This is a genomic window from Luteococcus peritonei (assembly GCF_039526385.1).
Lineage (GTDB): Bacteria > Actinomycetota > Actinomycetes > Propionibacteriales > Propionibacteriaceae > Luteococcus > Luteococcus peritonei.
In genome coordinates this window covers 1-26,481 of the sequence record NZ_BAAAIX010000020.1, presented here as the reverse complement: position 1 = coordinate 26,481, position 26,481 = coordinate 1, and the positions used below count along the sequence as shown (strand labels likewise).

At 70.3% G+C, this 26,481-nt stretch carries 26 protein-coding genes and 1 tRNA gene; 7 read left to right on the top strand and 20 right to left on the bottom strand.

Features of this window, described 5'->3' with window-relative positions; genetic code table 11:
• Nucleotides 1–3: 3 nt before the first annotated feature.
• From ABD073_RS08910 to ABD073_RS08895, 4 genes are all read right to left on the bottom strand, one after another.
• A complete protein-coding gene (locus tag ABD073_RS08910; RefSeq protein WP_343873781.1) occupies nucleotides 4–627 on the bottom strand; it encodes a TetR/AcrR family transcriptional regulator in 624 nt (207 codons plus the stop codon).
• 82 nt (nucleotides 628–709) lie between these two features.
• Nucleotides 710–1,360: an HAD-IA family hydrolase gene (locus ABD073_RS08905; protein ID WP_343873779.1), complete on the bottom strand. Its 651-nt coding sequence runs from the start codon at nucleotides 1,358–1,360 to the stop codon at nucleotides 710–712.
• A 38-nt stretch (nucleotides 1,361–1,398) separates the two neighbouring features.
• A complete protein-coding gene (locus tag ABD073_RS08900) occupies nucleotides 1,399–2,031 on the bottom strand; it encodes a GNAT family N-acetyltransferase (protein ID WP_343873777.1) in 633 nt (210 codons plus the stop codon).
• A 127-nt stretch (nucleotides 2,032–2,158) separates the two neighbouring features.
• On the bottom strand, nucleotides 2,159–2,383 hold the full coding sequence (locus tag ABD073_RS08895; protein WP_343873775.1) for a hypothetical protein: 225 nt from the start codon (nucleotides 2,381–2,383) through the stop codon (nucleotides 2,159–2,161).
• A gap of 194 nt (nucleotides 2,384–2,577) precedes the next feature.
• On the opposite strand from ABD073_RS08895, the gene lysS reads away from it, so the two are divergent.
• Nucleotides 2,578–4,053 (top strand): lysine--tRNA ligase, encoded by a 1,476-nt coding sequence (lysS, locus tag ABD073_RS08890; RefSeq protein WP_343873845.1) that lies wholly within the window; start codon nucleotides 2,578–2,580, stop codon nucleotides 4,051–4,053.
• Between the two features lie 68 nt (nucleotides 4,054–4,121).
• Here lysS and ABD073_RS08885 read toward each other — a convergent pair whose 3' ends face one another.
• Nucleotides 4,122–4,415, bottom strand: coding sequence for a cell division protein CrgA (locus tag ABD073_RS08885; RefSeq protein ID WP_343873773.1), 294 nt, complete (start codon nucleotides 4,413–4,415; stop codon nucleotides 4,122–4,124).
• Nucleotides 4,416–4,541: 126 nt separating this feature from the next.
• Here ABD073_RS08885 and ABD073_RS08880 point away from each other — a divergent pair, with 126 nt between their 5' ends.
• Both ABD073_RS08880 and ABD073_RS08875 read left to right on the top strand, forming a co-directional pair.
• A complete protein-coding gene (locus ABD073_RS08880) occupies nucleotides 4,542–5,324 on the top strand; it encodes a DUF881 domain-containing protein (protein WP_343873772.1) in 783 nt (260 codons plus the stop codon).
• 111 nt (nucleotides 5,325–5,435) lie between these two features.
• Complete coding sequence (locus tag ABD073_RS08875) at nucleotides 5,436–6,083, top strand: aminodeoxychorismate/anthranilate synthase component II (RefSeq protein ID WP_343873770.1); 648 nt, start codon at nucleotides 5,436–5,438, stop codon at nucleotides 6,081–6,083.
• A gap of 60 nt (nucleotides 6,084–6,143) precedes the next feature.
• Here ABD073_RS08875 and pknB read toward each other — a convergent pair whose 3' ends face one another.
• The 8 genes from pknB to rfbB form a co-directional block, all read right to left on the bottom strand.
• On the bottom strand, nucleotides 6,144–8,198 hold the full coding sequence (pknB, locus tag ABD073_RS08870) for a Stk1 family PASTA domain-containing Ser/Thr kinase (RefSeq protein WP_343873768.1): 2,055 nt from the start codon (nucleotides 8,196–8,198) through the stop codon (nucleotides 6,144–6,146).
• Between the two features lie 91 nt (nucleotides 8,199–8,289).
• Nucleotides 8,290–9,717: a peptidoglycan D,D-transpeptidase FtsI family protein gene (locus ABD073_RS08865; RefSeq protein ID WP_343873767.1), complete on the bottom strand. Its 1,428-nt coding sequence runs from the start codon at nucleotides 9,715–9,717 to the stop codon at nucleotides 8,290–8,292.
• Nucleotides 9,714–11,099, bottom strand: coding sequence for an FtsW/RodA/SpoVE family cell cycle protein (locus ABD073_RS08860; RefSeq protein ID WP_386751697.1), 1,386 nt, complete (start codon nucleotides 11,097–11,099; stop codon nucleotides 9,714–9,716). The genes ABD073_RS08865 and ABD073_RS08860 overlap by 4 nt, the downstream gene beginning before the upstream one ends.
• Entirely contained in the window at nucleotides 11,099–12,544 is a 1,446-nt protein-coding gene (locus ABD073_RS08855) for a PP2C family protein-serine/threonine phosphatase (protein WP_343873765.1), read from the bottom strand. The genes ABD073_RS08860 and ABD073_RS08855 overlap by 1 nt, the downstream gene beginning before the upstream one ends.
• Nucleotides 12,544–13,029 carry an FHA domain-containing protein FhaB/FipA gene (locus ABD073_RS08850; RefSeq protein WP_343873763.1) on the bottom strand — a complete coding sequence of 162 codons (486 nt, stop codon included), beginning with the start codon at nucleotides 13,027–13,029 and terminating at the stop codon, nucleotides 12,544–12,546. The genes ABD073_RS08855 and ABD073_RS08850 overlap by 1 nt, the downstream gene beginning before the upstream one ends.
• Nucleotides 13,026–13,739: an FHA domain-containing protein gene (locus ABD073_RS08845; protein WP_343873760.1), complete on the bottom strand. Its 714-nt coding sequence runs from the start codon at nucleotides 13,737–13,739 to the stop codon at nucleotides 13,026–13,028. Before ABD073_RS08845 ends, ABD073_RS08850 begins: the two co-directional genes overlap by 4 nt.
• A gap of 357 nt (nucleotides 13,740–14,096) precedes the next feature.
• Nucleotides 14,097–15,479 (bottom strand): sugar nucleotide-binding protein, encoded by a 1,383-nt coding sequence (locus ABD073_RS08840; protein ID WP_343873759.1) that lies wholly within the window; start codon nucleotides 15,477–15,479, stop codon nucleotides 14,097–14,099.
• Nucleotides 15,480–16,478, bottom strand: a complete 999-nt coding sequence (rfbB, locus tag ABD073_RS08835; protein ID WP_343873758.1) for a dTDP-glucose 4,6-dehydratase — start codon at nucleotides 16,476–16,478, stop codon at nucleotides 15,480–15,482.
• Between the two features lie 93 nt (nucleotides 16,479–16,571).
• Between rfbB and rfbA the strand changes: the two genes are divergently transcribed.
• A complete protein-coding gene (gene rfbA / locus ABD073_RS08830; protein WP_343873757.1) occupies nucleotides 16,572–17,438 on the top strand; it encodes a glucose-1-phosphate thymidylyltransferase RfbA in 867 nt (288 codons plus the stop codon).
• Between the two features lie 386 nt (nucleotides 17,439–17,824).
• Here the strand turns inward: rfbA and ABD073_RS08825 are convergent, their stop codons facing one another.
• The 6 genes from ABD073_RS08825 to deoC form a co-directional block, all read right to left on the bottom strand.
• Entirely contained in the window at nucleotides 17,825–18,169 is a 345-nt protein-coding gene (locus ABD073_RS08825) for an MGMT family protein (protein WP_343873756.1), read from the bottom strand.
• 22 nt (nucleotides 18,170–18,191) lie between these two features.
• Nucleotides 18,192–18,713, bottom strand: a complete 522-nt coding sequence (gene hxlB / locus ABD073_RS08820; protein WP_343873754.1) for a 6-phospho-3-hexuloisomerase — start codon at nucleotides 18,711–18,713, stop codon at nucleotides 18,192–18,194.
• A 1-nt stretch (nucleotide 18,714) separates the two neighbouring features.
• Nucleotides 18,715–20,079, bottom strand: coding sequence for a sn-glycerol-1-phosphate dehydrogenase (locus ABD073_RS08815; protein ID WP_343873752.1), 1,365 nt, complete (start codon nucleotides 20,077–20,079; stop codon nucleotides 18,715–18,717).
• 67 nt (nucleotides 20,080–20,146) lie between these two features.
• On the bottom strand, nucleotides 20,147–21,694 hold the full coding sequence (locus ABD073_RS08810; protein ID WP_343873749.1) for an FGGY-family carbohydrate kinase: 1,548 nt from the start codon (nucleotides 21,692–21,694) through the stop codon (nucleotides 20,147–20,149).
• Between the two features lie 116 nt (nucleotides 21,695–21,810).
• The gene (locus ABD073_RS08805; protein WP_343873747.1) at nucleotides 21,811–22,842 is read right to left on the bottom strand and encodes a Gfo/Idh/MocA family oxidoreductase; all 1,032 of its coding nucleotides are present in this window, start codon (nucleotides 22,840–22,842) and stop codon (nucleotides 21,811–21,813) included.
• Entirely contained in the window at nucleotides 22,839–23,528 is a 690-nt protein-coding gene (deoC, locus tag ABD073_RS08800; protein ID WP_343873744.1) for a deoxyribose-phosphate aldolase, read from the bottom strand. Before deoC ends, ABD073_RS08805 begins: the two co-directional genes overlap by 4 nt.
• Before the next feature lie 138 nt (nucleotides 23,529–23,666).
• Between deoC and ABD073_RS08795 the strand changes: the two genes are divergently transcribed.
• Complete coding sequence (locus tag ABD073_RS08795; RefSeq protein WP_343873741.1) at nucleotides 23,667–24,452, top strand: GntR family transcriptional regulator; 786 nt, start codon at nucleotides 23,667–23,669, stop codon at nucleotides 24,450–24,452.
• A 46-nt stretch (nucleotides 24,453–24,498) separates the two neighbouring features.
• Here the strand turns inward: ABD073_RS08795 and ABD073_RS08790 are convergent, their stop codons facing one another.
• The gene (locus ABD073_RS08790) at nucleotides 24,499–24,876 is read right to left on the bottom strand and encodes a globin (RefSeq protein WP_343873738.1); all 378 of its coding nucleotides are present in this window, start codon (nucleotides 24,874–24,876) and stop codon (nucleotides 24,499–24,501) included.
• 197 nt (nucleotides 24,877–25,073) lie between these two features.
• On the opposite strand from ABD073_RS08790, the gene ABD073_RS08785 reads away from it, so the two are divergent.
• Nucleotides 25,074–25,156: transfer RNA gene (locus ABD073_RS08785), tRNA-Leu, on the top strand.
• Nucleotides 25,157–25,308: 152 nt separating this feature from the next.
• On the top strand, nucleotides 25,309–25,554 hold the full coding sequence (locus ABD073_RS15555) for a helix-turn-helix domain-containing protein (protein WP_386751696.1): 246 nt from the start codon (nucleotides 25,309–25,311) through the stop codon (nucleotides 25,552–25,554).
• Nucleotides 25,555–26,481 lie beyond the last annotated feature (927 nt).

The window sequence follows — 26,481 nt, the reverse complement described above, 5'->3', positions numbered from 1 at the left end:
TCCTCAGGAGACCAGGCCGTGGACCAGCAGCTGGGCCAGGCGATGGGGGTCGGTGACGTGGTGGTCGCTGATGTGCGGGTGCGCGGTGGAGAAGGCCATCGCGCGCAGCAGGGAGGCGGCCTCGTCCGGGCTGGCGGCCAGTTCTTCCGCGTCGGGGACGAGCAGCCGCAGCACCGAGGCGTGCAGTCGCTCCGACTGCTCCTGGTGACGGGCGCGGGCCGCCTCGTCGTGGTGGCTCTCCTTCATCCGCGGGCCCTCGTCCTGCTGCATCATCACGGCGAAGACGGCCGAGACCTCGTCGACGCCTCGCTGGATCCGCGCCAGGGCGGCAGCGATCCGCTCCTCCAGCGGGAGCTCCAGGCTGATGGCATCCAGGTCGGCGCAGATCTCGCGGGGGTCCATGAGCTGCTCCACCACCGCGTCGAACAGGTCGCGCTTGGTGGGGAAGACGCGGAACAGGGTTCCCTCGGCGATCCCGGCGGCCTCGGCCACCTGGCGGGTGGTGAACCGGGCTCCCTGTTCCAGCAGCAGGGGGCGGGCGACGGCGAGGATGGCGGCGCGACGCTCGTCGGGGGGAAGAGGAGCCGCCCGGGTGGTCCGCGCGGGTCTGGCACTGGCTTCTGGCACGTCCGTCAGCGTAGTGAGTGAGTGCTCACTCATTCAAGCGGATTTCTGTGGTCCAGCTGACAGCGCCCATGCCGCCGCCAGTTCAGGACAGCCGGATGCCCTCCCGGGTGACCTCCCAGTGCACCTCGGAGAGGTCGGCGACCACGGCGTCGGCCTGCAACTGCTCTCGCGGGGTGGAGGTGAGCAGGGCCAGGCTCGCCATGCCGGCGGCCCGGGCGGCGTCCAGGCCCAGGGGAGCGTCCTCCACCACCAGGCAGTCGGCCGGGTCCAGGCCGAGGCCGTGCGCGGCCTGCAGGAAGACATCGGGCGCGGGCTTGCCGTGCTCCACGTCGCTGGCGGTCACCAGCACCGACGGGACCTCGAGGCCGGCGGCCGCCAGCCGGGCCCGGGCCACGTGGTGGCTGCCGCTGGTGCCCACCGCCACGCGCTCGCGGGGCAGCGCGGCCAGGGCGTGCTGGGCGCCCGGCAGCGGCACGATGCCGGTCGTGGTGGTGGTCTCCAGCTCCTCCATTCGCGCCAGGCCCTCGGCCACGCGCTCCTCGGGCAGGCAGAGCCGGATGATGTCCTCGCTGGTCCAGCCACCCCAGTTGCGGCTCGGGTCCGGGGTGATCTGGTACTCCCGCATCCACGTGCCCCAGGTGATCGCCAGCGACTCGCGGGAGTCCACCAGTGTCTGGTCGAGGTCGAAGATGACGCCCTGGAAGAGGCGTCCGGACAGCGCGGGAATGGCCATGGGCCCATCCTCGCACCGCCGCAGCCAGGGCCGGGCGGTCAGCTGGTGGGGCGGACCATGAACCAGGTGTGGAAGCCGTGCATGGTGTCCTGCTGCACCACCTGGAAGCCCTTGCGCCGGTACAACCGGGCGTTCTGCTCCAGGTTGGTCTCCAGATAGGCGGGCAGCTGCAGCCGGTCGGCGGTGGCCAGGCCACGGTCCAGCAGCTCCGAGCCCACGCCCTCACCCTGCCGGCCGGGCAGCACGCCCAGACCGAGCAGGTAGAGGTGGGGTGCGGACATCAGCTGGTGGTGCACCTGCCCGATCCGCTCCTGCACGCTCATCAGCCGCAGCGCGTCGCGCAGGCCGGCGGCCAGGCCCATCCGCACCAGGCCAAGGCGCGCCACCTGGGTCCAGCCGATGTCGGCGCGCAGCCCGTCGACCCACAGGGCCGCCCCGGCCGGCTGGCCGTCCCGCTCGGCAAGGTCGATCCACCCCTCGCCGGCGCAGTGCTGGGCCAGGGCTCGCCACAGCAGGGGCAGGGCGGCCACGCGACGCACCGGATCGCGCAGGGTGCCGGTGAAGATGGGATCGTCACGGAAGGCGGCGGCCAGCACCTCGGCCGCCACGGCGACCTGCTGGGCGTCGATCTCTCCGCGTGGCAGGACCTGGGTGCGCGCGCTTCTGGCCATGGCTCCATCCTGCACCGTGGCAGGGATTGCCGAGACCGTGCCATGTCCCCGGTTTCGGTGACACCGGCCCGCCGACCCTCCTGCTGGCCGCCGTGGAGCGGGAGCGGGTGGGCCGTGCGGGGATGACTCAGAGGCCCTGGGCCCGGGCGGCGTCCTCGGCCGCACCCTCGGAGGCGGGCAGGCCGAAGTCGTCCTCGCCGACGGGCGCGGTGACCGCATCGGCGGAGCGCACCTCGGCCTGCTCGCGGCCCTGCTCGACGTCCTCGCTGCCGGTGGCGTCGGGGCCCACGGCGTCGGGCAGGTCGGGGCTGCCGGGATCCTGGTCGTGGTCGGGGGCGTAGGGATTGCTCATGGCGTGCTCCTGTCGACGGGGCCGGCACGGCCGGCGTGGTCCCTCCAGTCTTGGCCTCGACGGCGCCCCGGGACCAGAGCTGGGGCGTCGAGTTCACGAAGAAGTAACCAGCGGCGAAACGATAGGCTGTCACCGTGAGCCAGAAGACCCAGAACAGCGCCGCCGTCCCCGAGACTGCCTCCGTGCCGGAGCAGATGCAGGTGCGCCGCGAGAAGCGTGAGCGCATCCTCGAGGCGGGCAAGCAGGCCTACCCGGCCGACCTGCGCCGCAGCCACAGCCTGGCCCAGGTGCGCGCCACCTGGGATGCGCAGCTGCCCGAGCCGGAGGATGCCGACACCGAGACCGAGGTCACCATCGGCGGCCGCGTGGTCTTCGTCCGCAACACCGGCAAGCTGGCCTTCGCCACCCTGCAGGACGGATTCACCCATGCCGACTCCGGGGAGCGGCTGCAGGTGATGCTCTCGCTGGCCAATGTGGGCGAGGAGGCGCTGGCGCAGTGGAAGGCCGAGGTGGACCTGGGCGACTTCGTCTGGGTGCGCGGCCACGTGGAGCGCTCCCGACGCGGCGAGCTGTCGGTGATGGCGCACGAGTGGCGGATGGCCTCCAAGTCGCTGCGCCCGCTGCCCACCCTGCACAAGGAGCTCAGCGAGGAGGCGCGGGTCCGCCAGCGCTATGCCGACCTGGTGGTGCGCCCCGAGGCCCGCGACATGGTCCGCACCCGCGCCGCCATCACCCAGGCCGTGCGTCGCACCCTGGACGGCCAGGGCTTCCTGGAGGTCGAGACCCCCACCCTGCAGCTGGTGCACGGCGGCGCCGCCGCCCGCCCCTTCAACACCCACCTCAACGCCTTCGACATCGACATGACCCTGCGCATCGCGCTGGAGCTCTACCTGAAGCGCGCCATGGTGGGCGGCGCGGACCGGGTCTACGAGATGGGGCGCATCTTCCGCAACGAGGGCATCGACTCCTCGCACTCGGCCGAGTTCACCATGCTCGAGGCCTACATGAGCTGGGGCGACCAGTTCACCATCGCGCAGGTGATCAAGGACGTCATCATGGCCGCCGCCGAGGCCACCGGCATCCACCAGGTGGAGACCGAGGCCGGCACCATCGACCTGGACGGCGAGTGGAAGTGGCTCTCCTTCTACCCCGGCCTGTCCGAGGCGCTGGGCGAGACCATCGACGTCAACACCCCTGCCGAGCGGCTGGTGCAGCTGCTGGAGGAGCGCGAGATCGACCACGACCCGAAGTGGTCGGCCGGCAAGCTCGCCATGGAGCTCTTCGGCGAGGTGGTGGAGCCCACCCTGATCAACCCCACCTATGTCTGTGACTACCCGGCCATCGCCCAGCCGCTGGCTCGCCCGCACCGCAGCGAGCCCGGCCTGGTGGAGGCCTGGGACCTGATCATCGGCGGCATGGAGCGAGGCACCGGTTTCACCGAGCTGGTGGACCCCGTGGTGCAGCGCGAGGTGCTCACCGCGCAGTCCCTGGCCGCCGCGGCCGGAGACCCGGAGGCGATGCAGCTCGACGAGGACTTCCTCAACGCGCTGGAGTTCGGCTGCCCTCCGATGGGCGGCCTGGGCCTGGGCATCGACCGCCTGGTGATGCTCTTCACCGGCGCCGGCATCCGCGAGACCATCCTGTTCCCGCTGCTCAAGCCGCAGGGCTGAGCCCGGACCAGCGAAAGGCCCGGCCCCCACATGGGGGGCCGGGCCTTCGTCGTGTCAGGGGTTGAGGGCTACTTCCACAGCGTGGAGATGCCGAAGGCAGCACCGATCAGGCCCATGCCCACCAGGATGTTCCAGTTGCCCAGCTGGCGCATGCCCGGCACCAGCTGGCCGGCGACGTAGAAGGTCACCAGCCAGGCGACACCCAGCAGGCCCAGGATGCAGAAGGCCCACGGCACCCAGGCGGTGCTGCGCGGTGCGCGCGGGGTGTGGCGCTCCCGGTCGGCTCGCTTCTCGGCGAGCTCGCGGCGGTCCTCCACCTTGCGCTTGGTGGCGGCGTCCTTGCGAACCTTCGACTCGGGCACGGGGAATCTCCTGGTGGGTCTGCGTCGACGGGTGGCCGACCTGCTGCAGGTAGCCTAGTTGACGCCTCGACCAAGAACCCAGCCAGCCGGGCCGTGCGCCCGTCGCCAGACCTCCAGGAGCCCCCCGTGGATGAGCCCCGCAGCCTGCGTGCGCGGGTCGGTGGCGTCCTCGGCCGGGCACGACGGCTGCAGCGGGCCAAGCCGGTCCCCACCGTCGGGCGCCTCGCCTCCTTCCTGGTGGTGGTCAGCGCCGGCGTCATGCTGGCGGTGAGCGCCAATGTCTCCAGCGGGACCGACCTGCGTCCGGACCGGGAGCAGGACCTGGCCGACCTGGTGCGTAGCCAGGCGGCCCGCAACAAGCAGCTGTCCGCCGAGGTGGACGGGCTGCGTCGTGAGGTCGACCAGGCCTCGGCCGCCGAGGGAGAGCAGGCCGACCGGGGAGCCCTGGACCGGGCCGCTGCCCGGGCCGGGCTCAGCCCCGTACAGGGGCCCGCCGTGCGGGTGACGCTCACCGACGCCCCGCTCAGCGTGCAGCCGGCCGGCGTGGACGGCGACCTGCTCGTGGTGCACCAGCAGGACATCCAGATGGTGGTGAACGTGCTCTGGGCCGCTGGTGCGGAGGCGATGACCATCCAGGGACAGCGGGTCACCTCGCAGACCGGCATCAAGTGCGTCGGCAACACCGTCGTGCTGCACGGCGTGCCCTACGCCCCGCCCTACGTGATCACCGCCATCGGTGACCAGCGGCGCCTGGAGGCGGCACTGGCCGACAGCCCTGAGGTGGCCGTCTACCGCGAGTACGTGCAGGCCTACCGGCTGGGGTGGAAGCAGGAGTCGCCGGGACGGGTCACCATGCCGGGCTTCACCGGCTCGCTGGACCTGGCGCACGCCCGGGTACCCGGTTCCTGAAACAGCTGCCCGACGCCAGCCGCACCGGGCGCCGTCCACGGTGGGCCCGGCCGCGGGCCGCGCGCTGGTCGGCGTCCGGAGCGCCCGGCCAGGTGCGCGAGAATGGACGGCATGGCCCGCATCCTGGTGATCGACAACTACGACTCGTTCGTCTACAACATCGTGCAGTACCTGGCGCAGATCGGCGCCGAGGTGGAGGTCTGGCGCAATGACGACGAGCGCTTCGGCACCGTGGCCCAGGTGGACACCTCCTGGGCGGACGGCTTCGACGGGGTGCTGCTCTCGCCCGGGCCCGGCACCCCCGAGGAGGCCGGGGTGTGCATCGAGGTGGTGCGACGGCTCAGCGGCGCTCTGCCGATCTTCGGCGTCTGCCTGGGCCTGCAGTCGATGGGGGTGGCCTACGGCGGCGTCGTGGACCGGGCCCCGGAGCTGCTGCACGGCAAGGTCAGTGAGGTCTTCCACAGCGGCCAGGGCGTCTTCGCCGGGCTGCCCAACCCGGTGAGCTGCACCCGCTACCACTCGCTGGCGATCGTCCCGGAGACCCTCCCGCAGGAGCTGGAGGTGACCGCCCGTACGGCCACCGGCGTCATCATGGGCGTGCGGCACCGCGAGCACCCCACCGAGAGCGTCCAGTTCCACCCGGAGAGCGTGCTCACCGAGGGCGGCCACCGGATGCTGGCCAACTGGCTGGCCGAGTGCGGCGACGCCGATGCCGTGCGCCGCGCGGCCGGCCTGGGGCCCCTGATGAACCTGGGCTGAGCCCGCACGGCCCCGGACACGACGACGCCCCGCAGCGCTGCTGCGGGGCGTCGGGCGTCCTCACGGGGTGGAGCTGGCCGTGCTGGTGGCCGGCGGTGCCGAACTGGCGGGCGGCCGGCTGCTGGCTGCCGTGCTGGGCGCCGTGCTCTGCGGCTGGCTCGAGGTGGGATCAGCGGGCGCCGGGGCTGCGCGGTAGGTGCCCACCGAGATGGTGACCGTGCTGCCCTTCGTGGCGGTGCCGCCCTTCGGGTCCTGGTCCACCACGGTGCCGTCCTGGGACTGGTCCGTCACCGCGGAGGTGGTGACCTTGACCCCGAAGCCGGCCTTCTCCAGCAGCTGCTTCGCCTCGTCCTCGCCGCGGCCGACCACCGAGGGCACCTCCGGGTCCTCCTGCTCCACCTGCACCGTGATGGTCTCACCGCGGGTCAGCATGCTGCCCGCCTTCGGGTTCTGGCCCACCACGACGGCATCGCTGTCCCCAGCAGAGGGGCTCAGCGCGAAGCCGGACTGCTTGGCCTCCTTCTCCGCGCGGGCGTGGGTCATGCCCTCCAGCGACGGCACCGGCGACTTGCCGGTGGCACGGAAGAGGGTGACCTTCTGCGTCGCCGGCACCACCTCGGCACCGGAGGCCGGGTTGGAGGCGACGATCTGGCCGGCCGTGAAGTCCAGGTGCTCGCTCTCCTGCTCGACGGAGGCGTCCTTCACGGTGATGTTGCCCGCCGGGAAGTTGGCCTCGGTGAGGGCCTTGCGGGCCTCCGCCTCGCTCATGCCCACCAGGCCGGCGGGAATCTTGTTGGTGGCCGGGCCCTCGTTCAGCTCGATGGTGACCGTCTTGCCCTTCTCCAGCGTCACGCCGGCATCGGGATCCTGGTCGGTGACCTGCCCCTCGGTGTCGGCCGGGCCGTTCACCTTGGTCACCTTGGCCGTGAAGCCGGCCGTCTCGACCTGGCTGATCGCGCCCTGCTCGGTCTGGCCGATCACGGTGGGCACCATTGCGGTGTTGTCCTGCTTGCCGCCGCCCAGCAGCTGGTAGCCGAAGATGCCACCGACCAGCAGCAGCAGGCCCAGCAGCCCCGCGATGATCCAGCCGACGCGCGACTTCTTCGGCTGCTCGTCGGTCTCCTGCTCGGCCGTCTCGTAGGAGGGCACCAGGGTCTCGGTGGCGGAGGCGGCCGAGCTGGCCGTGGCCGGGCTGGAGACCACCTGGGTCACGGCGGTGGGTGCCGCGACGGGGGCCACCGGCGTCGGGATGACCGCGGTGACCTCCTGGCCCGCCAGCAACCGCGCGATGTCGTCGCGCATCTCCTTGGCGCTCTGGTAGCGCTGGGCCGGGTCCTTGGCCAGCGACTTCAGCGCGATGGCATCCATCTGCGAGGTGAGTTCGGGGTCCAGCTGGCTGGGCGGCACCGGGGCCTCGCGGACATGCTGGTAGGCCACGCTCACCGGGGAGTCGCCGACGAAGGGCGGACGGCCGGTGAGCAGCTCGTACAGCAGGCAGCCCGCCGAGTAGATGTCGCTTCGCGAGTCCACCGTCTCGCCGCGCGCCTGCTCCGGGGAGAGGTACTGGGCGGTGCCGATCACGGCGGCCGTCTGCGTCATCGTCGCCGAGGTGTCGGCCACGGCGCGCGCGATGCCGAAGTCCATCACCGTGACGTGCCCGTTGGGGGTGAGCATCACGTTCGCGGGCTTGATGTCACGGTGGATGATGCCGGCGCGGTGGGAGTGCTGCAGCGCGTCCAGCACTCCCTGGGTCCACTCCAGCGCCTTCTCGGGGCGGATCCGACGGTCGCTGCGCAGCACGTCGCGCAGGGTGTGGCCCTCCACCAGCTCCATCACGATGTAGGGGACGGCGATCCCGGTCTTGTCGTCGGGGTCCTCCCCGGTGTCATAGGTGGCCACGATGTTGGGATGGTTCAGCCCGGCCGCGGACTGCGCCTCACGGCGGAAACGGGCCTGGAAGGTGGGATCGGTGGCCAGGTCGACGCGCAGCCGCTTGACCGCCACGTCACGGCCCAGCCGGATGTCACGGGCCCGCCACACCTCGGCCATGCCGCCGCGGCCGATCACTTCGTCGAGCTGGTAGCGCCCGCCGAGCACCTGGTCGTGCTGCGTCATCGCATCGGTCCTTTCACTGGTCCGTGCCCGGTCTGGTCGCCCGCGCTGCTGCTGCGGGCGGCGACGGGGCCGGGGCTGGTGCGGGGAGTAATCATCTGAGGGCCTCCACGACGGCGGCGAAGACCGGTCCGGCGAGGCGTCCGCCGGCGATGTCGGAGCGCTGCACCTGCGCGTCCTCGATGAAGACGGCGATGGCCACGTCCGGATCCTGGCTGAAGCCGATGAACCAGGCATAGGGCGGGCGCTTGGGATCGCTCTGCGCGGTACCGGTCTTGCCGCCCACGGTGGTGCCGGGCACCTGGGCCCGCTGCCCGGTGCCGGACTCCACGACGTGCACCATCATCTGCTGCAGCGCCTTGGCATTGTCCGGGCTCATGGCCCGTTCCAGCTTGGTGGGGTCGTGGCTGCTGAGCACGCTGAGGTCGGGATTGCGGACCTCCTGCACCAGGTAGGGCTGCATCACCTGGCCGTCGTTGGCGATCGCGGCGGCCACGACGGCCATCTGCACCGGGGAGGCGGCCACCTCGAACTGTCCGATGGCGCTCATCGCCAGCTGCGGCTGGTCCGGGCTGTCGGGGAAGCGGCTGGTCACCGGGTTCAGGTCGCCCTCCAGCGAGGAGCCGAAGCCGAACTTCTCGGCCTGGCCGCGCAACTTGTCGGCGCCCAGCTGCAGGCCCAGGTTGGCGAAGGCGGTGTTGCAGGAGACCTTCAGCGCCTGGTCGATGCTGACCTTGCTGCCGCCGCAGTTGGTCTCGTTGGTCAGGGTGGTGGAGGTCTGGGGCAGCCGCAGCGAGGCCGGGGAGGCCACCGTCGTGTCGGCACCCATGCCGTCCTCCAGCGCGGCCGCGGCGGTCACCAGCTTGAAGGTGGAGCCGGGCGGGTAGATCTCCTTGGTGGCGCGGTTGGACATGGGTCGGCCGGTGCTGGCGGTGAGCTGCTTCCAGGCCTGCTGGGCCGCGGACAGGTCCGTGCTGGCCAGCGCGTTCGGGTCATAGCTGGGGCTGGAGACCAGCGCCTTCACCGCGCCGGTGCGGTAGTCGATGGCCACCACGGCGCCGGTCCGGTCGCCCAGCGCCTGGGCGGCGGCGCGCTGCGCCTTGGCGTCCAGAGTGGTCTGCAGCGAGGCGCCCTGCACCTTCTTGCCGGTGAGCTGGTCCAGCGACCGGCGGAAGAACTGCGAGTCGTCGGTGCCCGAGAGCTGGGTGTTGTAGCTGCTCTCCAGCCCTGCGCGGGCGAAGTCGTAGGAGTAGTACCCGGTGACCGGGGCCCACAGCGGCCCGTCGGCGTAGCTGCGCTTGTAGGCGAAGCGGCCCTTGGCGGGGCTGGTCTGCGCGATCGGGCTGTTGCCCACCAGGATGGCGCCACGGTGGGTGGCGAACTCGGCATCGCGGGTGCGTCGATTGCGCGGATCGGCGTTCAGGTCGTCTGCGCGGAAGACGGCCAGATAGCTGGCATTGGCCAGCAGGGCCAGCACCATCAGCGCGGCCACGACGGCGACGCGTCGGATCGGACGGTTCATGCCTGCCCCCTCACCACGGGGATCACCATGGTGTCCTCGTCCTGCAGGTGTGCCTCGACGGGCGCGGCGGCGGCCACCGGTGGGCGACGCGCCTGGTGGCTGATCACCAGCAGGACTGCCACGATCACCCAGTTGGAGATCATCGAGCTGCCACCCTGGCTCATGAAGGGGGTGGTCAGGCCGGTCAGCGGCAGCAGCCGGGTGACGCCGCCGATGATGGCGAAGACCTGCAGGGCGAAGACGAAGCCCAGGCCGCAGGCCAGCAGCTTGCCGAAGGCCTCGTGCGCGGCCAGCGCCATGCGCAGGCTGCGGGCCACGATCAGGGCGTAGACCATCACGACGGCCATCAGGCCCAGCACGCCCACCTCCTCGCCGATGGCGCCGGCGATGAAGTCGCTCTTGGACAGCGGGGTCAGGCCGGGCCGGCCCAGCCCCCAGCCGCGGCCGGTCAGCCCGCCCCAGGCGTAGCCGAACTGGGCGCTGATCACCTGCAGGTTGCGTTCGTAGTCGTCGAAGGGGTGCAGCCAGGCGCCAACCCGGACCCGGACGTGGCCGGCGAACTGGTAGGCCAGCGCACCGCCCGCCACGAACAGGGCGATGCCGAGCACGGCCCAGCCGCCCTTCTCGGTGGCGACGTAGAGCATCATCACGAACAGCCCGAAGAAGAGCAGCGAGGTGCCCAGGTCGTTCTGGAAGACCAGCACGGCCAGGCTGGCCAGCCACATCACCAGGATCGGGCCGAGGTCGCGCAGCCGGGGGAACTCGATGCCGGCGAAGCGTCGCCCGGCCAGCGCCAGCACCTCGCGGTGGTCGGTGAGGTAGGCGGCGAAGGCGACGGCCAGCACGATCTTGGCCACCTCGGCCGGCTGGAAGGAATAGCCCGCCACCCGGATCCAGATCCGCGCGCCGTACTGGTCGACGCCCAGGCCGGGCACCAGCGGCAGCAGCAGCAGGAAGAGGCCGGCCAGGAAGAGCAGGTAGGGGAAGCGCTGCAGGCGGCGGTGGTCGCGCAGGAAGACCACCACCAGGCTGAACAGCACCATGCCCAGCACGGTCCACAGCAGCTGGGTGGAGGCGTCGTGGCGCACCGGGTCAGGGATCTGGTCGATCCGGTGGATCATGGCCAGGCCCAGCCCGTTGAGCAGCAGCACGCAGGGCAGCAGCAGCGGGTCGGCATAGGGCAGCCGCCAGCGCACCACCAGGTGCAGGGCCAGGCCCAGGGCGAACCAGACGCCGCAGACCACGGGCCAGCTGGAGGGCACCGCCCCGTGGAGGTTGAGGCTGGTCAGCGCCCAGGCGGCCGGGCCGAAGCACAGGGCGAACAGGTCCATCAGCAGCTCGACGGTGCGGCGGCGACGGTAGACGAACTGGTCGGTGGCCATCAGCACTCCTCGTCCAGTCCGGACGGCGACGTGGTCACCGCCTGGGACGGGGTGGGGCTGGCGCTCGCCCCCACCAGGCCGCTGGCGCCGACGGTCGGCCTCGGGCCGATCGGCAGGCCGGGATGGCTCGCGGACGGCGAGGCGGAGGCCGAGGGCAGGCTGGACGGCTCGACCCGCGGGCCGGGCAGCCGGTTGGCCCGCCGGGCGATGCAGGCCTCGGCGCGGGTGCGCAGCTGCTCCACGGTGGAGTGCGCGCCGTCCAGGTCCTGCGCGGGGATGGTGGAGAAGACCTGCTGCTGGAAGAAGGCCGGCAGGTCCGCGACGCGTACGTCGGTGATCTCCGCCGTCTCGTGCAGGGAGATGCCCAGCAGTTCGCCGGGGATGCCGCGGAAGATCGCCACCTGGTCGTCCTGGTCGCCCACGAAGTACTGGGTGCGCGACCATCGCCAGCCACCCCACAGGGCGCCGCCGGCCAGCAGCACCAGGGCGGTGGTCAGCGCCAGCGCCTTGACCAGGGTGCGTCGCCGCACGGCGGTGGGGGCGTAGCGGGTGGTCTCGGCCTCGTCCACCACGCCGGGGGCCATCACGCGCTCCTGGCGGGCGACGGGCTCGGGGGCCGGGCTCTGCGCCGCGAGGCCCACCAGGGTGTGCTCCTCGGTCTCCGGCACGATGCCGTCCACGGCAGCACCCACCACCACGCCCTCGCGGGCGTCCAGGGCGGCGTCCTGCGGCACCACGTCGGCCAGCAGGACCGTGATGTTGTCCGCGCCACCGCCGGCGTGGGCGGCGGCCACCAGCTCCGCCATGGCGGTGTCCAGGTCCGCCGCGGTGACCATGATGTGGCGGATCGCGGTGTCCTTGACGAAGCCGCACAGGCCGTCGGAGCAGAAGAGCAGCCGGTCGCTGCTCTGCAGCTCCACGTGGGAGTAGTCCGGCTCGTGGCTGGGCTGGCCGTTGAGCACCTTGAGCAGCAGCGAGCGGTGCGGGTGCACGGCCGCCTCGGCCAGGCTGATCTTGCCGTCGTCCACCAGCGACTGCACCCAGGAGTGGTCGTGGGTGAGGCGGTGCAGCACCTCGTCGCGCAGCAGGTAGGCGCGCGAGTCGCCGATGTGCACCATCCCCAGCTCCTCGCCGGTGAACAGCGCGCCGCAGACGGTGGTGCCCATGCCGTCCAGCGAGGGGTCCTGCTTCACCAGGTCGGCCAGGGTGTGGTTGGCGCGGGCCAGCGAGCCGGCCAGCACCTCGTCGGTGTCCTGCGGGCGATGGGCGCGGTCGGCGCGCATCACCTCGCGCACGGCGACGGTGGAGGCCAGGTCACCGGCGGCGGCGCCGCCCATGCCGTCGGCCACCAGCAGCATCGTGGGGGAGGCGTAGCCGGAGTCCTGGTTGTTCTTGCGCACCAGGCCGACCTCGGAGTGGGCGCGGATGTCGAGGCTGAAGGCCATCAGCTCTCCAGCCTCAGCTGGGTGCGCCCGATCCGGATGGTGTCGCCGGTGCCCACGCGGGTGGGCTGGGTGATCCGGGTGCCGTTGACATAGGTGCCGTTGGTGGAGTTCAGGTCCTCCACGATCCACGAACCGTCACCGGCGGGCACCAGCTGTGCGTGGCGAGAGCTGGAGTAGTCGTCGTCGATCAGCACGGCAGAGCCGGCTGCGCGTCCGATGCCCATCACGCCGCGCAGCTCGCGTCGGGTGCCCTGGGAACGTCCCTCGGTGATGACCAGCTCGGTGGGCAGCGCGGGCCCGGCGGGCACCTCGGCCACGGGCTCGTCGCGGCGACGGCGGCGCAGCCCACGGCGCGAGCTGCCGGCGTCGACACGCTCACCGAAGATGTCGGTGCGGATCACGCCGGCCGCCATCAGGATGAACATCCAGATGGCAGCCAGGAAGGCGATCCGCAGAACGGCGACGGCGAATTCCGACAAGGTCAAGCACCCACCGGGGAGTGCACCAGCATCCGCGTCGAGCCGATCTCGATGCGGGTGCCGTCGTCCAGCTCGGCGTGCTTCACCTTGGCGCCGTTGACGATGATGCCGTTGGTGGAACCCAGGTCGTCGATGCTGATGGCGAGCTCGTCGCCGGCGCCCACCACGGAGATCTGCGCGTGGCGACGCGAGACGCCGGGGTCGTTGATGCGCAGGTCGGCCTCGGAGCCGCGGCCGATCAGCAGACCGGGGGCGGTGAGCGGGTGGCGCACGCCGTTGACCTCCAGGACCAGCGCGGAGCGTCGGATCATGGTGGTGGAGGCGGGGCCGTCGGCCTGCTCGATACCGGCAACGGCGGCGCTGGTGACGGTGAAACGACCGGTGGGCAGGCTGGGCTCGAGCTCGTAGGCGATGGAGATGGGACCGTTGAAGACATAGCGACGCTCCGCGGCGTGCTGGCGCAGTTCCGGAACGATCTCGCTGGTCAGCGTCTTGGAGTAGGGCACCAGGCGGTCGTAGTCGTGCTGGCTGAGCTGCACCCCGAACTCGTTGGGCACCAGGCGCTTGTCACGGCTCAGCAGCTTGGCCTCGGCGTCCAGCTCGCGCTGCAGGCGCGCGGCGATCTCGACCGGCTGCACGTCGCCCTTGAAGGCGCGGGCGAAGACACCGTTCACGGCCCCCTCGATCTTGTTCTCGAAACGATCGAACAGTCCCATCGGCCCTCCTCCACTTGGTTCGTGCGCCACTCCGGCTTGGTCGATCTTACTGGGCTGGCCGGTACGGATCACCCCGCCTCAACTCGGACTTGAGGCCACGATTCCTGCGACCACGGTGCTACCGGAGCCTCCGCGCCCCGCTGGCGCCCGCCTGGCGACGTCGACAGATTGGGACGAAAGACCAAAATGTGTCCACGGTTTCGGCGCGTCGTCTCCGGCGCGTCGCGGGGCCGACCGGCGCGTCGGGCCTCGCGGCTCTGGCCGAAAGATCCTTCCCCGGACAAGGCAACAGGGGTCCGGGAGCGTGCGCTCCCGGACCCCTGTCGGTGCCGTGCGGGCCGGTGGCCCGGGGCGGTCTCAGCCCAGCAGCTCCTTGAGGCGCTGCTCGGCCGGGGCCGGGGTGAAGCCGGCGGCGATGATCTTGTCCAGCTTCAGCGCGGAGTGCACCGGGCGGGGCGAGATCTGCTTGCCGGCGGCGTACTCCTCGGTGGTGACCGGGGTGACGTCGTCGGCGCTGGCACCGGCCAGCTCGAAGACCTGCTTGGCGATGTCGGCCCAGCTGGACACCTCACCGGTGTTGGTGAGGTTGTAGGTGCCCGGCTCGGCGCCGGAGTCCAGCAGGTGCACGATGCCGGCGGCCAGGTCAGCCGTGAAGGTGAGGCGGCCGAACTGGTCGGAGACGACGGTGGGCTTGACGCCCTTGCGTGCCAGGTCAGCCATGATGCCGACGAAGTTCTTGCCCGAACCGATCACCCAGCTGGTGCGCACGATGAAGTGCTGCGGCAGGGTGGCCACGAGCGCGTCGCCGGCGGCCTTGGTGACGCCGTAGACGCCCAGCGGGCTGAAGGCCTCGTCCTCGTCGTGCTCCTCGGTGACGCCGTCGAAGACGTAGTCGCTGGAGACGTGCACCAGGCGCATCCGACGCTCGCGCGCCACCTCCACCAGGTTCTTCACCGCGCTGACATTGGCGTCCCAGCAGTCCTTGCGGCCCTGCTCGGTCTCGGCCAGGTCGACGGCGGTGTAGGCGGCGGCATTGATGATGGTGCCCACGCCGTTCCAGTTGTAGGCCAGCACGGCCTCGCGGTCGGTGAGGTCCAGCTCGTCGCGGTCCACGCCGGTGGCCTCGTCGAGCTGCGCCATCAGCGCCTGTCCCAGCTGGCCGCGGGCGCCGAGCACCACGGTGCGGGCCGGCTTCATGGGCACCACATCGGCCAGGCGCGGGTGCGCCTTGTCCGCCTCGCTGATCTCGGCCTGGTCCAGGCTGATCGGCCACGGGATGTCCGCGGTCTCGTCGGCCAGGTTCAGGTAGGTGTAGCTGGCGCGGGCCTCGGGGCTCCAGTGGTCGTTGACCAGGTAGGTGTAGGCGGTGCCGTCCTCCAGCGCCTGGTAGCCGTTGGCCACGCCCCGCGGGACGTAGACCGCGGTCTCCGGGCCCATCTCCAGGAAGAACTTCTGCCCGAAGCTCTCGCCCTCGCGCAGGTCCACCCAGGCACCCATGATGCGACCGGTGGCGAGGGAGACGTACTTGTCCCAGGGCTCGGCGTGCAGGCCGCGGGTGGCGCCCTTGGAGGTGTTGAAGGACATGTTGTTCTGGACCGGCCCGAAGTCGGGCAGGCCCAGCGCGGTCATCTTCGCGCGCTGCCAGTTCTCCTTGAACCAGCCACGGTTGTCACCGGGCATGGGCAGGCTGATGACCAGCAGCCCCGGGATCGGGGTCTGCTGGATGTCGAGGTCAGCCATTCACTGACCAGCCTTCGCGTACTTGGCCTCGGTGGCGTCCTTCATGGGCTTCCACCAGGCCTCGTTGGCCGCGTACCAGTCGATGGTGGCCTTCAGGCCGCTCTCGAAGTCCTGGTAGGTGGGCTGCCAGCCCAGCTCGTCGACCAGCTTGGAGTTGTCGATGGCGTAGCGCATGTCGTGGCCGGGACGGTCGGTGACGTGCTCGAAGTCGTTCTGGTCCTTGCCCATCAGCTTGAGGATGAGCTGCATGACCTCGAGGTTGTTCTTCTCGCCGTTGGCGCCGATCAGGTAGGTCTCGCCGGAGCGGCCCTTGTCGATGATGTCGAGCACGGCCGAGTTGTGGTCGTCGACGTGGATCCAGTCGCGCACGTTCTCGCCGGCGCCGTAGAGCTTGGGGCGGATGCCCGAGAGCACATTGGTGATCTGGCGCGGGATGAACTTCTCGACGTGCTGGTAGGGACCGTAGTTGTTCGAGCAGTTGCTCAGCGTCGCGGTGATGCCGAAGGAACGCACCCAGGCGCGCACCAGCAGGTCGGAGCCGGCCTTGGTGGAGCTGTAGGGGCTCGACGGGTTGTAGGGGGTGTGCTCGGTGAACTTGGCCGGGTCGTCCAGCTCAAGGTCGCCGTAGACCTCGTCGGTGCTGATGTGGTGGTAGCGCTTGCCGTGCTTGCGCACCGCCTCCAGCAGCGTATAGGTGCCGATCAGGTTGGTCTTGATGAACGGCGACGGGTCGTTGAGCGAGTTGTCGTTGTGCGACTCGGCCGCGAAGTGGACCAGGATGTCGCAGTCGGCGACGAGCTTGTCGACCAGTTCGGCGTCGCAGATGTCGCCCTCGACCAGCTCGAAGCGGTCGGCGGGCAGGCCCTCCAGTGAGGAGCGGTTGCCCGCATAGGTGAGGGCGTCGATGACGGTTACGTTGTGGTCGGAGTTGGCAAGCACGTAACGCACGAAGTTGCTGCCGATGAACCCCGCTCCACCGGTGCACAAGATGTTGGACATGGCCTCAGCCTAGCCAGACGAACCTGTGCGTCGCCCGTGAGTCGGCTTGACTTCCAAACCTTGCGTGAGCACGAAAGATGCCACACTGAGGTCATGCACGGAATCATTCTCGCCGGGGGGTCCGGGACACGACTCCATCCGATCACGATGGCCAACAGCAAGCAGCTGGTGCCCGTCTACGACAAGCCGATGATCTACTACCCCTTGTCCACGCTGATCTTCGCGGGCATCAAGGACATCCTGGTCATCACCACGCCGCACGAGGCCGACGGCTTCAAGCGCCTGCTGGGCGACGGTTCGCAGTTCGGCGTGAACATCTCCTACGCCGTCCAGCCCGAGCCCAAGGGCCTGGCGCAGGCCTTCACCATTGGTGAGGAGTTCGCCAAGGGGCAGAAGGTCTGCCTCGTCCTGGGCGACAACATCTTCTACGGTGCCGGCCTGGGCACCCAGCTCAAGCGCTTCGAGAACATCGACGGTGCCGCCGTCTTCGCCTACTGGGTTGCAGAGCCCGAGGCCTACGGTGTGGTCGAGTTCGACGAGAACGGCACGGCACTCTCCCTGGAGGAGAAGCCGAAGCAGCCGAAGAGCCACTACGCCGTTCCCGGCCTGTACTTCTACGACGAGGACGTCGTCGAGATCGCCAAGTCGCTGGAGCCGTCGGCCCGCGGCGAGTACGAGATCACCGACGTCAACCGGGTCTACCTGGAGCGCCAGAAGCTGCAGGTGGAGGTGCTGCCCCGCGGCACCGCCTGGCTCGACACCGGAACCTTCGACTCGCTGAACGACGCCGGCAACTTCGTGCGCACCATCCAGGCCCGTCAGGGCCTGCAGGTAGGGTGCCCGGAGGAGGCCGCCTGGCGTCTGGGCTTCCTGACCGACGACGAGCTGCGCCAGCGCGGCGAGAAGCTGTTCAAGTCCGGCTACGGCGACTACCTGATCGGTCTGCTGGACAACCGCTGAAGACACTGAACATCGGCTGATGACCGGTGCCGGCCTTCCGGTCAGCACACCATCAGTTTCGCGAGGGCCCCGGACCACCGTCCGGGGCCCTCGTGCTGTCCCCGGTTGGCGAGGCTGCCGCGTGGTTGTGCTCCGCTGGCTTCCGGCCGTCCGGGCAGGGCGGTCGGGGGCCGGGGCGGTATTGCGTAGCCACGGGCTGCCGAAGCCTCGGGCGCTCGGTGCCGCCGGATGCGGGTCGAGTGTCCAACCCTGAAAATGCCCCCGTCGATTGCCAGATCGGGCCGAAACCGGCCAGATCCGGGATCGACGGGCCGGTTTTCAGGGTTGGACACCTGTACAGCACAGGGCGACCAAGGCGTGGCCGCCGACAGGGTGGCTGGTTCGGCTCAGTCGTCGGCGGGCAGATCGCGAGTGGCGCGATGCCAGGCCAGGGCGAGCTGCTCGAGATCGGCGCGGTGGCTGGCGATCCGACAGCCCCGCCCGCCGGGGCGCAGCTCGACGCCTTCGTCGGCCCAGTGGTCGCGGGCCCGCTCCAGCAGGTGGGGCGGGAAGTCGCCGGAGGCATTGGTGATCCGCCACCAGGCCACGTCGGAGCCCCAGTGGGCCATCACCCGGCCCACCTGCCGCGGGCCGGTGCCCACCAGGGTGGCGATGTCGCCATAGCTGGCCACGCGCCCGGCCGGCACCAGCTCGACGGCGCGCAGCACCCTCTCCACCAGCAGCTCGTCCATCACCACCTCCTGGCGGGGAAGGCTATTCCAGGTTCGCGTGCCGAGCAGCCATCCCCGCCTCGTCGACGCCGAGACGGTCCGCGAGGTCGGCCAGTACCGCCTCCAGCACCAGGAAGCAGAGCTGCTCGAAGCCCGAGCCCAGCGGCTGGGCCAGGCTGGGCGCGGGCAGGACCAGGGTGGGCCCGGCGAGCTGGGCCAGCGGGGAGTCGGCCACCGCGGTGAGGCAGGCCACGGCGGCACCCAGCTCGCTGCTGCCTCGGGCGGCGGCCAAGACACCAGCGGTGTTGCCGGAACGGGAGACGGCCAGCAGCAGGTCGTCGGGGCCGATCGCGGGGCAGGTCACCTCGCCCACGAGGTGCACCGGCCGGCCCAGGTGCATCAGCCGGTTGGCGAACATGGCGGCCACCAGTCCGGAGCGGCCGGCGCCGGTGACGAAGACGCGCGGTGCCCGGGCCACCGCCTCCTCCAGCGCCTGCATCGTGGTGGGGTCCACGCGGGAGGCGTCCTGCGCGAGGGCTTCGGCCAGATCGGTGAGGCGGGTCATCTCAGGCCTCGGGGTGGGGGTGGCGGCCCCAGTAGCCGTCGGGGGAGAAGAGCTCCTCCACGAGGGTGCCGAACAGTCCCACCTCGAAGAGCACGTCCATGATCGTGTAACGACTGCGGATGGTCTGGGCCTGGTAGTAGGTGCGCCGCAGGCGCTCCAGGCTGATGTCGATCTGCTCCGGGTGCCAGGCAGCGCCCACCTGCCGCAGCATGGCGGCCGCCTGGTCGGCCGTCACCAGCTGCTCGCGCAGCCGCGGCACCAGGGCGGGCCACTCCTGCTGGATCCGGCCGATGCGGTCCGCGAGCTGGTCGGCCGGCAGGTACTTGGCCATGGACTGCGTGACGGCGGCCTCGGCGATCACGTCCACGTCGTGCAGCGCCAGGACGCGCTCCCGGTTCTGCTGCGGGTCGGGCCAGGCGGCCACCAGTGCCTCCACGTCGAGTGTGGACAGGTCGAGCTCCAGGGCCCGGTCATAGAGGGCGCAGACGGCCACCGTCCCGATCCCCACCTTGGCGCCGTGGCTCAGCGGTGGTTCCCAGTCCAGGCCGTGGCCCTCCATCTCCCACTGGTGGCTGAAGTTGTGCCCGGCGCCGGAGCCGGGCCGGGAGGACTGGTGGGCTTGGATCGCCAGTCCGGAGAGCATGCTCTCCTCGGTCAGGGCGGCCAGTGCCGCCCGGTCGCCGTGCGCCAGTGCCTCCGGCTGGGACATCGCCGCCCGCAGGGGGGACTGCACCATCTGCCAGGTGTGCTCGTCGAGCGCCTCGACGCCGATGGCGTCCGCAACCAGCCAGTCGGCACCGCCCGGGAACTTCTCCATCATGTCGCCATAGCCGTTCGCGGTCATGGTGGCGGGGGCGGTGGCCATCACCGCCAGATCAGCGAGCAGGGCTGCCGGTGCGGGGCAGGTGCGGGTGATCTTGAAGCCGTCGCGGGTGATCGCGGCGCCGAAGGCGGCATAGCCGTCCATCGAGCAGGCGGTGCAGACGTGCACGTAGGGCCGGGAGAGCTCCCCGGAGGCCAGCTTGGTCAGGTCGTTCAGGGTGCCCGAGCCGATCGAGCAGGCATGGGCCCCGGTGGCTGCCAGCCGCTCGCGCACCAGCACGACATTCTCGTAGCCGGCGTAGACGGGGGGCGTTCCGGGCAGCACCAGGGGTTCCAGCACCTCGACGCCGGCCTGCTGCAGCGAGCGCATGACGGCCGGCCCGGCCAGCCGCCAGGTGGTCTCGTCGGCCACCAGCAGGGCGGTCCGTCCCGGCAGGCTGCGGGTGAACAGCTCACCGGCCTGGTCGAGCAGGTGCTCGCCCAGCAGGATCTCGCGGGTGTCGGTGGCGCTGCGCAGGGCCTGCGCCAGGCGTTCGGATGTCATCTCTCTCCATGATCGGTCAGCAGGGCTGGGGTGCGGCCCCCCCGGCGTCGCACCCCAGCCTTGGTCCTCAGGCCCGGGTCTGGTGCCGGGTCATCCGCGTCATCAGCTCCTGCATGGCCGGGTAGGTGTCGCGGTAGGCCTCGAAGTTGAAGCGGTACTGCTCGTGCGCCTCGGCATCGGGCTCGATCACCTCGGCCGTGCGGGTCATCTCCCGCGACGCGGTGGGCAGGTCGTGGTGGAGTCCCGCGCCGACAGCCGCCATCATCGCCGAGCCCAGCACCGGGCCCTCGGTGACCGCCGGCAGCATCAGCGGCAGGTTGTGCACGTCGGCGTGCATCTGCAGCCACAGCCGGTTTCGGGTGGCGCCGCCGGAGACCACCATCGCGTCGAGCGGCACCTGCTGCTCGCGCATGATCTGGACGATGTTCTCGGTGCCGAAGCAGATGCCCTCCATTGCCGCGCGGAACAGGTGCGCCTCGGTGTGCGCCAGGGTCATGCCCCAGAAGATGCCGCGGGAGCGGCCGTCGAAGTAGGGCGCCCGGTTGCCCTGGAAGTGGTCCAGCATCACCAGCCCGTCGCTGCCGATCGGGATCTTCGCGGCCTCCTCGGTGAGGATGTCGAGGACATTGCGGCCGGTCTGCACCGCCTTGGCCTGCGACTGGGCGGCGAGGTTGCGACGGAACCAGTCGATGATAGAGCCGGTGGAGGTCTGCCCGCCGTCGATCGTGTAGTAGCCCGGCACGGTGGCGTCGGTGAAGGAACCCCACAGGCCGCGGGAGTAGAGCGGGCTGGCGAGCTGTCCGGTGATGACATGGCTGGAGCCGGTGATCAGGGCCAGCTTGCCGGGCTCGGCCACGCCGAGGCCGACGGCGCCGACATAGGCGTCAATGCCGCCCTCCACCACCAAGGTGCTGGGGGACAGCCCCAGTTCCTCGGCCACCTGCGGCAGGATCTGTCCCACCACCTCGCAGACCTGGGCGACGTGCGAGGGGTAGCGCTCCAGGATGTCCATGGCGTCGACGGCCCGGTAGAGACTGGTGGGCCAGCCGCCCGCATCGCCGTCGTAGAAGTACTTGCCGGCCGCATGGGCCACCGACATGGTCCACTCGCCGCTCAGCTTGTTCACCAGCCAGTCGGTCTCGTCGCAGATGATCGCCACTCGCTCGAAGACCTCGGGCTCGTGCTTCTTGACCCACATCGCCTTGGGCAGGCCCCATTCGGCGGAGACCGGGCCCTCGCCGCAGTACTTGAGGGCGGCATCACCGGTTGCCCGGATCTGGTCGGCCTCCTCCACCGCCCGCACGTCCATCCAGAGCAGGGCGGGGCGCACGGTGCGGTCTTGGTCGTCGAGGAAGACGACGGTGGAGCTGGTGGCGTCCATGGAGACGGCCTTGATGGCCTGGGGGTCGACGCCGGACAGCTTCACGGCGTCCTGCACGGCCGCGACGATGGCGGCCCACCAGGCCTCGGGGTCCTGCTCGGCCCATCCGCTGTGGGGGTGCGTGGTGGCCCACTCGCCGGAGCCGAAGCCGTACTGCTTGCCGGTGGCGTCGAAGATGCCGGCGCGGGCGCTGCCCGTGCCCATGTCGATGCCGAGGAGGTATTCGGTGCTCATGACTGGTCCTTTCCTGGCCGCAACGTCGGTGGTGCGGCGGTGTGCCCCGCCAGCGGCACTGCCGGCGGGGGTCCTGCTGGTCCTGCTGTGGTCGGGCGCTGGGCGCCCGGGTGCTCTCAGAGCTCGATGGGCTCCAGGGTGACGACCTGGCCGGTGCGGATGGACTCGTTGCCCGCGTCGACGATCTCGACGGCCCGCAGCCCGTCCACGCCAGTGACCCGGGGCTCGGTGCCGGAGCGGATCGCCTCGACGAAATCGCGGTCCTCGGCGATGTAGGCGTCGTGGAAGAGGTTGCGCCAGCTGGGCACGAAGTCGGCCTCGCTGCGCCCCTCGCGCTGGTGCAGCACCACACGGTTGGCCTTGAGGTCACCGACGTCGATCTGCCCGTCGGTGCCCAGCACCTCCACCCGGGCGTCGTAGCCGTAGCGCACGCCCTGTGCGCCCTCGACGCAGCCGATGGTGCCGTTGGCCATCCGCGAGGTCATCAGCACGGTGTCGTAGAAGTCCGGCCACTGCTCGCGCGCCTCGGCCGAGCGGTAGTTCCCCGCGACCGCGTGAACCTCGGCCACCTCGGTACCGCTGAGCCAGCGCAGGGTGTCGATGTCATGGCTGCTGACCTCGGCCAGCGGGCCATTGCTGGCGGTCAGGTCGTACATCCACGGCTGCGGGATGCTGGGACCGTGGGTGCGGGAAGAGACCCGGACCACTTCGCCGATGGCCCCCGCGTCGATCATTTCCTTGGCGCGCTGGAAGCTCGCGTCGAAGCGTCGCATGTAGCCGATCTGCAGGGCGACGCCCGCCTGCTGGGTGGCCCGCACCATGTCCGCGCACTCCTCGGCGGTCATGGCCATCGGCTTCTCGCAGAACACGTGCTTGCCGGCATGGGCGGCGTCCAGCACGATCTGGCGGTGGAAGCGGGTGGGGGTCACGATGACCACCGCGTCCACCGCGGGGTCCTCCAGCAGCTGGGTGTGGTCGGCATAGGTGCGCTCGACGCGCAGTTCCTGGGCGGCCTGCGACAGGTTGCCCGGATCGGGGTCGGCCAGGGCCACCAGACGGGCGTCGTCGACCATCCGGGCGAAGCTCTTGGCGTGGATCATGCCGGCGCGGCCGGAGCCGATCACGGCCACTCCCAGGGGCGTGCTCATCGGGCACCCACCATGGTCCTGTACTCGGACAGGATGGCGATGCTGGCCGAGCTGCCAACCCGGGTGACGCCCAGATCGAGGTAGCGCAGCACATCGTCCAGGGTGCGCAGGCCGCCCGCGGCCTTGATCTGCACCTTGTCGCCCACCGCGGAGCGCATCAGCTCGACGTCGGCGAATGTGGCGCCCCCGGTGCCGAAGCCGGTGGAGGTCTTGATGAAGTCCGGTTCCACGTCCTTGGCGATGCCGGCGAGGCTGCGCTTCTCGTCGTCGGTGAGGTAGCAGTTCTCGAAGATCACCTTGCTCAGCACACCGCGCGCCCGGCAGAGCTCGACGATCTCGCGCATCTCCCGCTCGACCAGTGCCAGGTCGCCGTCCTTGAGGGCGGTCTGGTTGACGACGTAGTCGATCTCCTGGGCGCCGTCGTCGATCGAGGCGGCGGTCTCGGCCACCTTCTGGGCGACGGTGTTCTGGCCCAGCGGGAAGGCGATGGCCGCGCCGACGCGGACATCGCTGCCCGCCAGCAGCTCGCGGCACAGGGCCACGGGGCCGGGATTGATCGCCACCATGGCGAAGCCGTGCTCGCGCGCCTCGGCGCAGAGCTGCTCGAAGCCGGCCCGGCGGGCGTCGGCCTTGAGCAGGGTGTGGTCGAAGAGCTTGGCGAACTGCTCGACGGTCAGCTGGGGCATGTCTGCTCCTTGGTTCGGGCACCTGATGTCTGCAAACGTACGCTTGTACGTACAACTTTGGAAGAGCTGGCAGCGATCGTCTCGGCGGGCCCGTCGTGGTGTACCGGCTGAGGCGGACGACGGCACTACCCTCGTCGCATGCCCACCACGCCGCCCGCAGCCCTGGAGATCGACCGGGGCTCGGCGATGCCCTTCTACCACCAGCTCAAGCACATCCTGCTGGTGCGCATGGAGGCGGAGGGGCTGGCCGGTGGGGATCGCTTCTGGAGCGACCACGAGCTGTGTGCCCGCTACGGGCTCTCGCGCAGCGTGGTGCGCCAGGCTCTGTCCGAACTGGAGTCCGAGGGGGTGGTGGAGCGCACCCGGGGCAAGGGCACCTTCGTGGTGCCGCGCAAGACCGAGCACGGCCTGGCCCGCACCGCCGGTGGACTCTTCGACGTCGCCGCCGCGCGGGGCCTGAGGCTCACGAGCCGGGTGCTGCGCCAGGAGGTGGTCCCGGCCAGCGATGTGGTGGGCGCGAACCTGGCCGTGGATCCGGGGGAGCCGGTGGTGGTCATCGAACGGGTGCGCAGTCTGGAGGGGGAGCCGTGCGTGCGTACCTCCACCTGGTTGCCGCTGCGGCGCGTGCCCGGTCTGGAGGCCGTCGACCTGACCGACGACTCGCTCTACCGGGTGCTGCGGGAGCAGTACGGGATCGCCTTCGGCGGGGCGAGTCGTAGCGTCGAGGCCGCGGCGGCCAGCAGTGAGACCGCCAGTCTGCTGGGCCTCAGCCAAGGGGCGCCGATCCTGCTGCTGCGCAGCACCCAGCGCGATGCCGAGGGTGAACCGATCGAGACCTATGTGGCGCACCACCGTGGCGACCGCAGCCGCTTCGACCTCGAGATCGGCGCGGCGGTCGAGTCCGCGACGGTGCAGATCAGCTGAGGGTGCGGATCAGCTGACTGTGAGGATCGGCCGACGGGGGCCGGGCTCACTCGAAGCTGTTGACCATGGCGGCCGCGGCGCGGGTCAGGTAGTCGCGCAGGGCGGCGTCCTGCTCCGGCGGAAGCTGCAGCTCGTCGAGGCTGGTGAGCATGTAGCGCAGCCAGGTGTCGTGCTCGGTGGGGGAGATGTGGAAGACGTTGTGGCGCATCCGCAGTCGCGGGTGGCCCCGGTTCTCCTGGTAGGTCTTCGGGCCGCCCCAGTACTGCTCCAGGAAGGTGCGCAGCCGCTCCTCGGCCGGACCCAGATCCTCCTCCGGGTACATGGCGCGGAAGTCGGCATCGGCCGCCACCTGCTCGTAGAAGCGGTGCACCAGCCGCTGGAAAGTCTCGTGCCCGCCGACCGCGTCGTAGAAGGTCTCGCTCACCGTCCCATCCTCCCACCCGCAGGACGCGCAGCGTGCCGTCCGTCCGCCAGTACACCGGCCTGGTCCCGCGCTGGTGGACCCGCTATGGCTTGGCAGGTTCAAAGGGCCTGTGGCCTGCGGTGGGAGGGCCCACCGAGCTCGATGTGCATTGCCCGCCGGGGCTGTGCTAGATTTCTGGAGCTGGGTTTCCCAGTGATGCGCGAGTGGCGGAATGGTAGACGCGCTGGCTTCAGGTGCCAGTGTCCCTTGGGACGTGGAGGTTCAAATCCTCTCTCGCGCACGATCTCGGAACCGCTCCGACCAGGGAAGACTCCCAAGTCGGAGCGGTTCTTGCTTGTCCGTGCAATATACGTGCAATAGCGGGCTTCTGGTCCAGGACGGCGATGTCCTGTGGATTGAGCCCCACGGGTGCCCCTCGTGGCTTGGGGAAGCATGAGCGCACAGCAGATGCCCCGAGGGGGAACGCAACTTGGTCGCGAGGGGGAACGTGGACCCAGCCGAGGGGGGACGTGGGGGAACGCCGAGTTCATCAGCATCAAGGACGCGGCCGAGCCGCTGGCGGTGAGTGAGGTGACGATCCGACGCATGATCATGCGAGGTGAGCTGCGTGGCTACCGGGTAAGCAAGCGGTTGATCCGAATCCGGACGGACGAGCTGGCTGCGGTGCTGGGTCGCTGATATCCGGCTGGGGGGAGGACAGAGTGACGCACTATGGGTATCGGCCGCAGGTCGTCTTCGACGCCCTCACAGCTCGAATAGGTGTGTGAGGTCCCCTGACCGACGGCTGTGCGCCAGGTTGACGCTAGCCGCTGCAACGGCGTCTAGGGGAGAGCGTGCCTCCAAGTGGGCGGCAACAACGATTCGGTCTAGCAGGGCTCCCCCGAGAGGGCCCGTGGTTCTCGCAGTGGAGGCCAGTGCCACAGATCGAACGGCTCCACCGTGCATGATCAGGTTGCGTTGGCGGTAGAGACGCCGGAAGGACCCCTGCATATAGGTCTGGACGCGTCCCAGCGTCGCGGAAGGGTTGCTTATCAGCTGACTCACTCGGTTCACTGCGGCCACGTCGGTGGGGGGGAAGGCCGGCGGCTCCTTCAGCCGAAGCCCAATTCTCCAGCAGAACGTGACAGCGACGTACATTGTCTTCGCCAGCTTCCTCAAGCTGATGTCGAAGGACCATAGGGCATTCATTGTGCGGGTCAGCCAACCGATAGCTCAAGCGAGTCAGTTCTGCCCGAGGCCACCCGGCCGCGGTGATGGCAGCGGCGCGATCGGCAGCTACCACCCGTCCGCCAGCGCTGCGGTCAGCTTCTTGCGGATCGATCAGGAGCGACTCCAGTGCAGCCCAAGCGCTGGAAACGGCTACTGCCGGGGGCGAAGCGATGAGGTGCGATCCCAACTCGAAGGCGTCGTCGATGCGTTGCAATCCGGGGGATTGCTGGTCCAGCGTGTACAAGACTTCAGACTTCGAGAGGGACATCGCGCTCACGGCAGCTTGGCGTGGCGCTAGGCGGACGCTGGACCCATCCTCCAACCACCAGGTCAAGTCCAGGCAAGTGGTGTAACGGCTGGTGATCCTGCAGGGCGGGGTCAGCTGGCGAGTGCGGG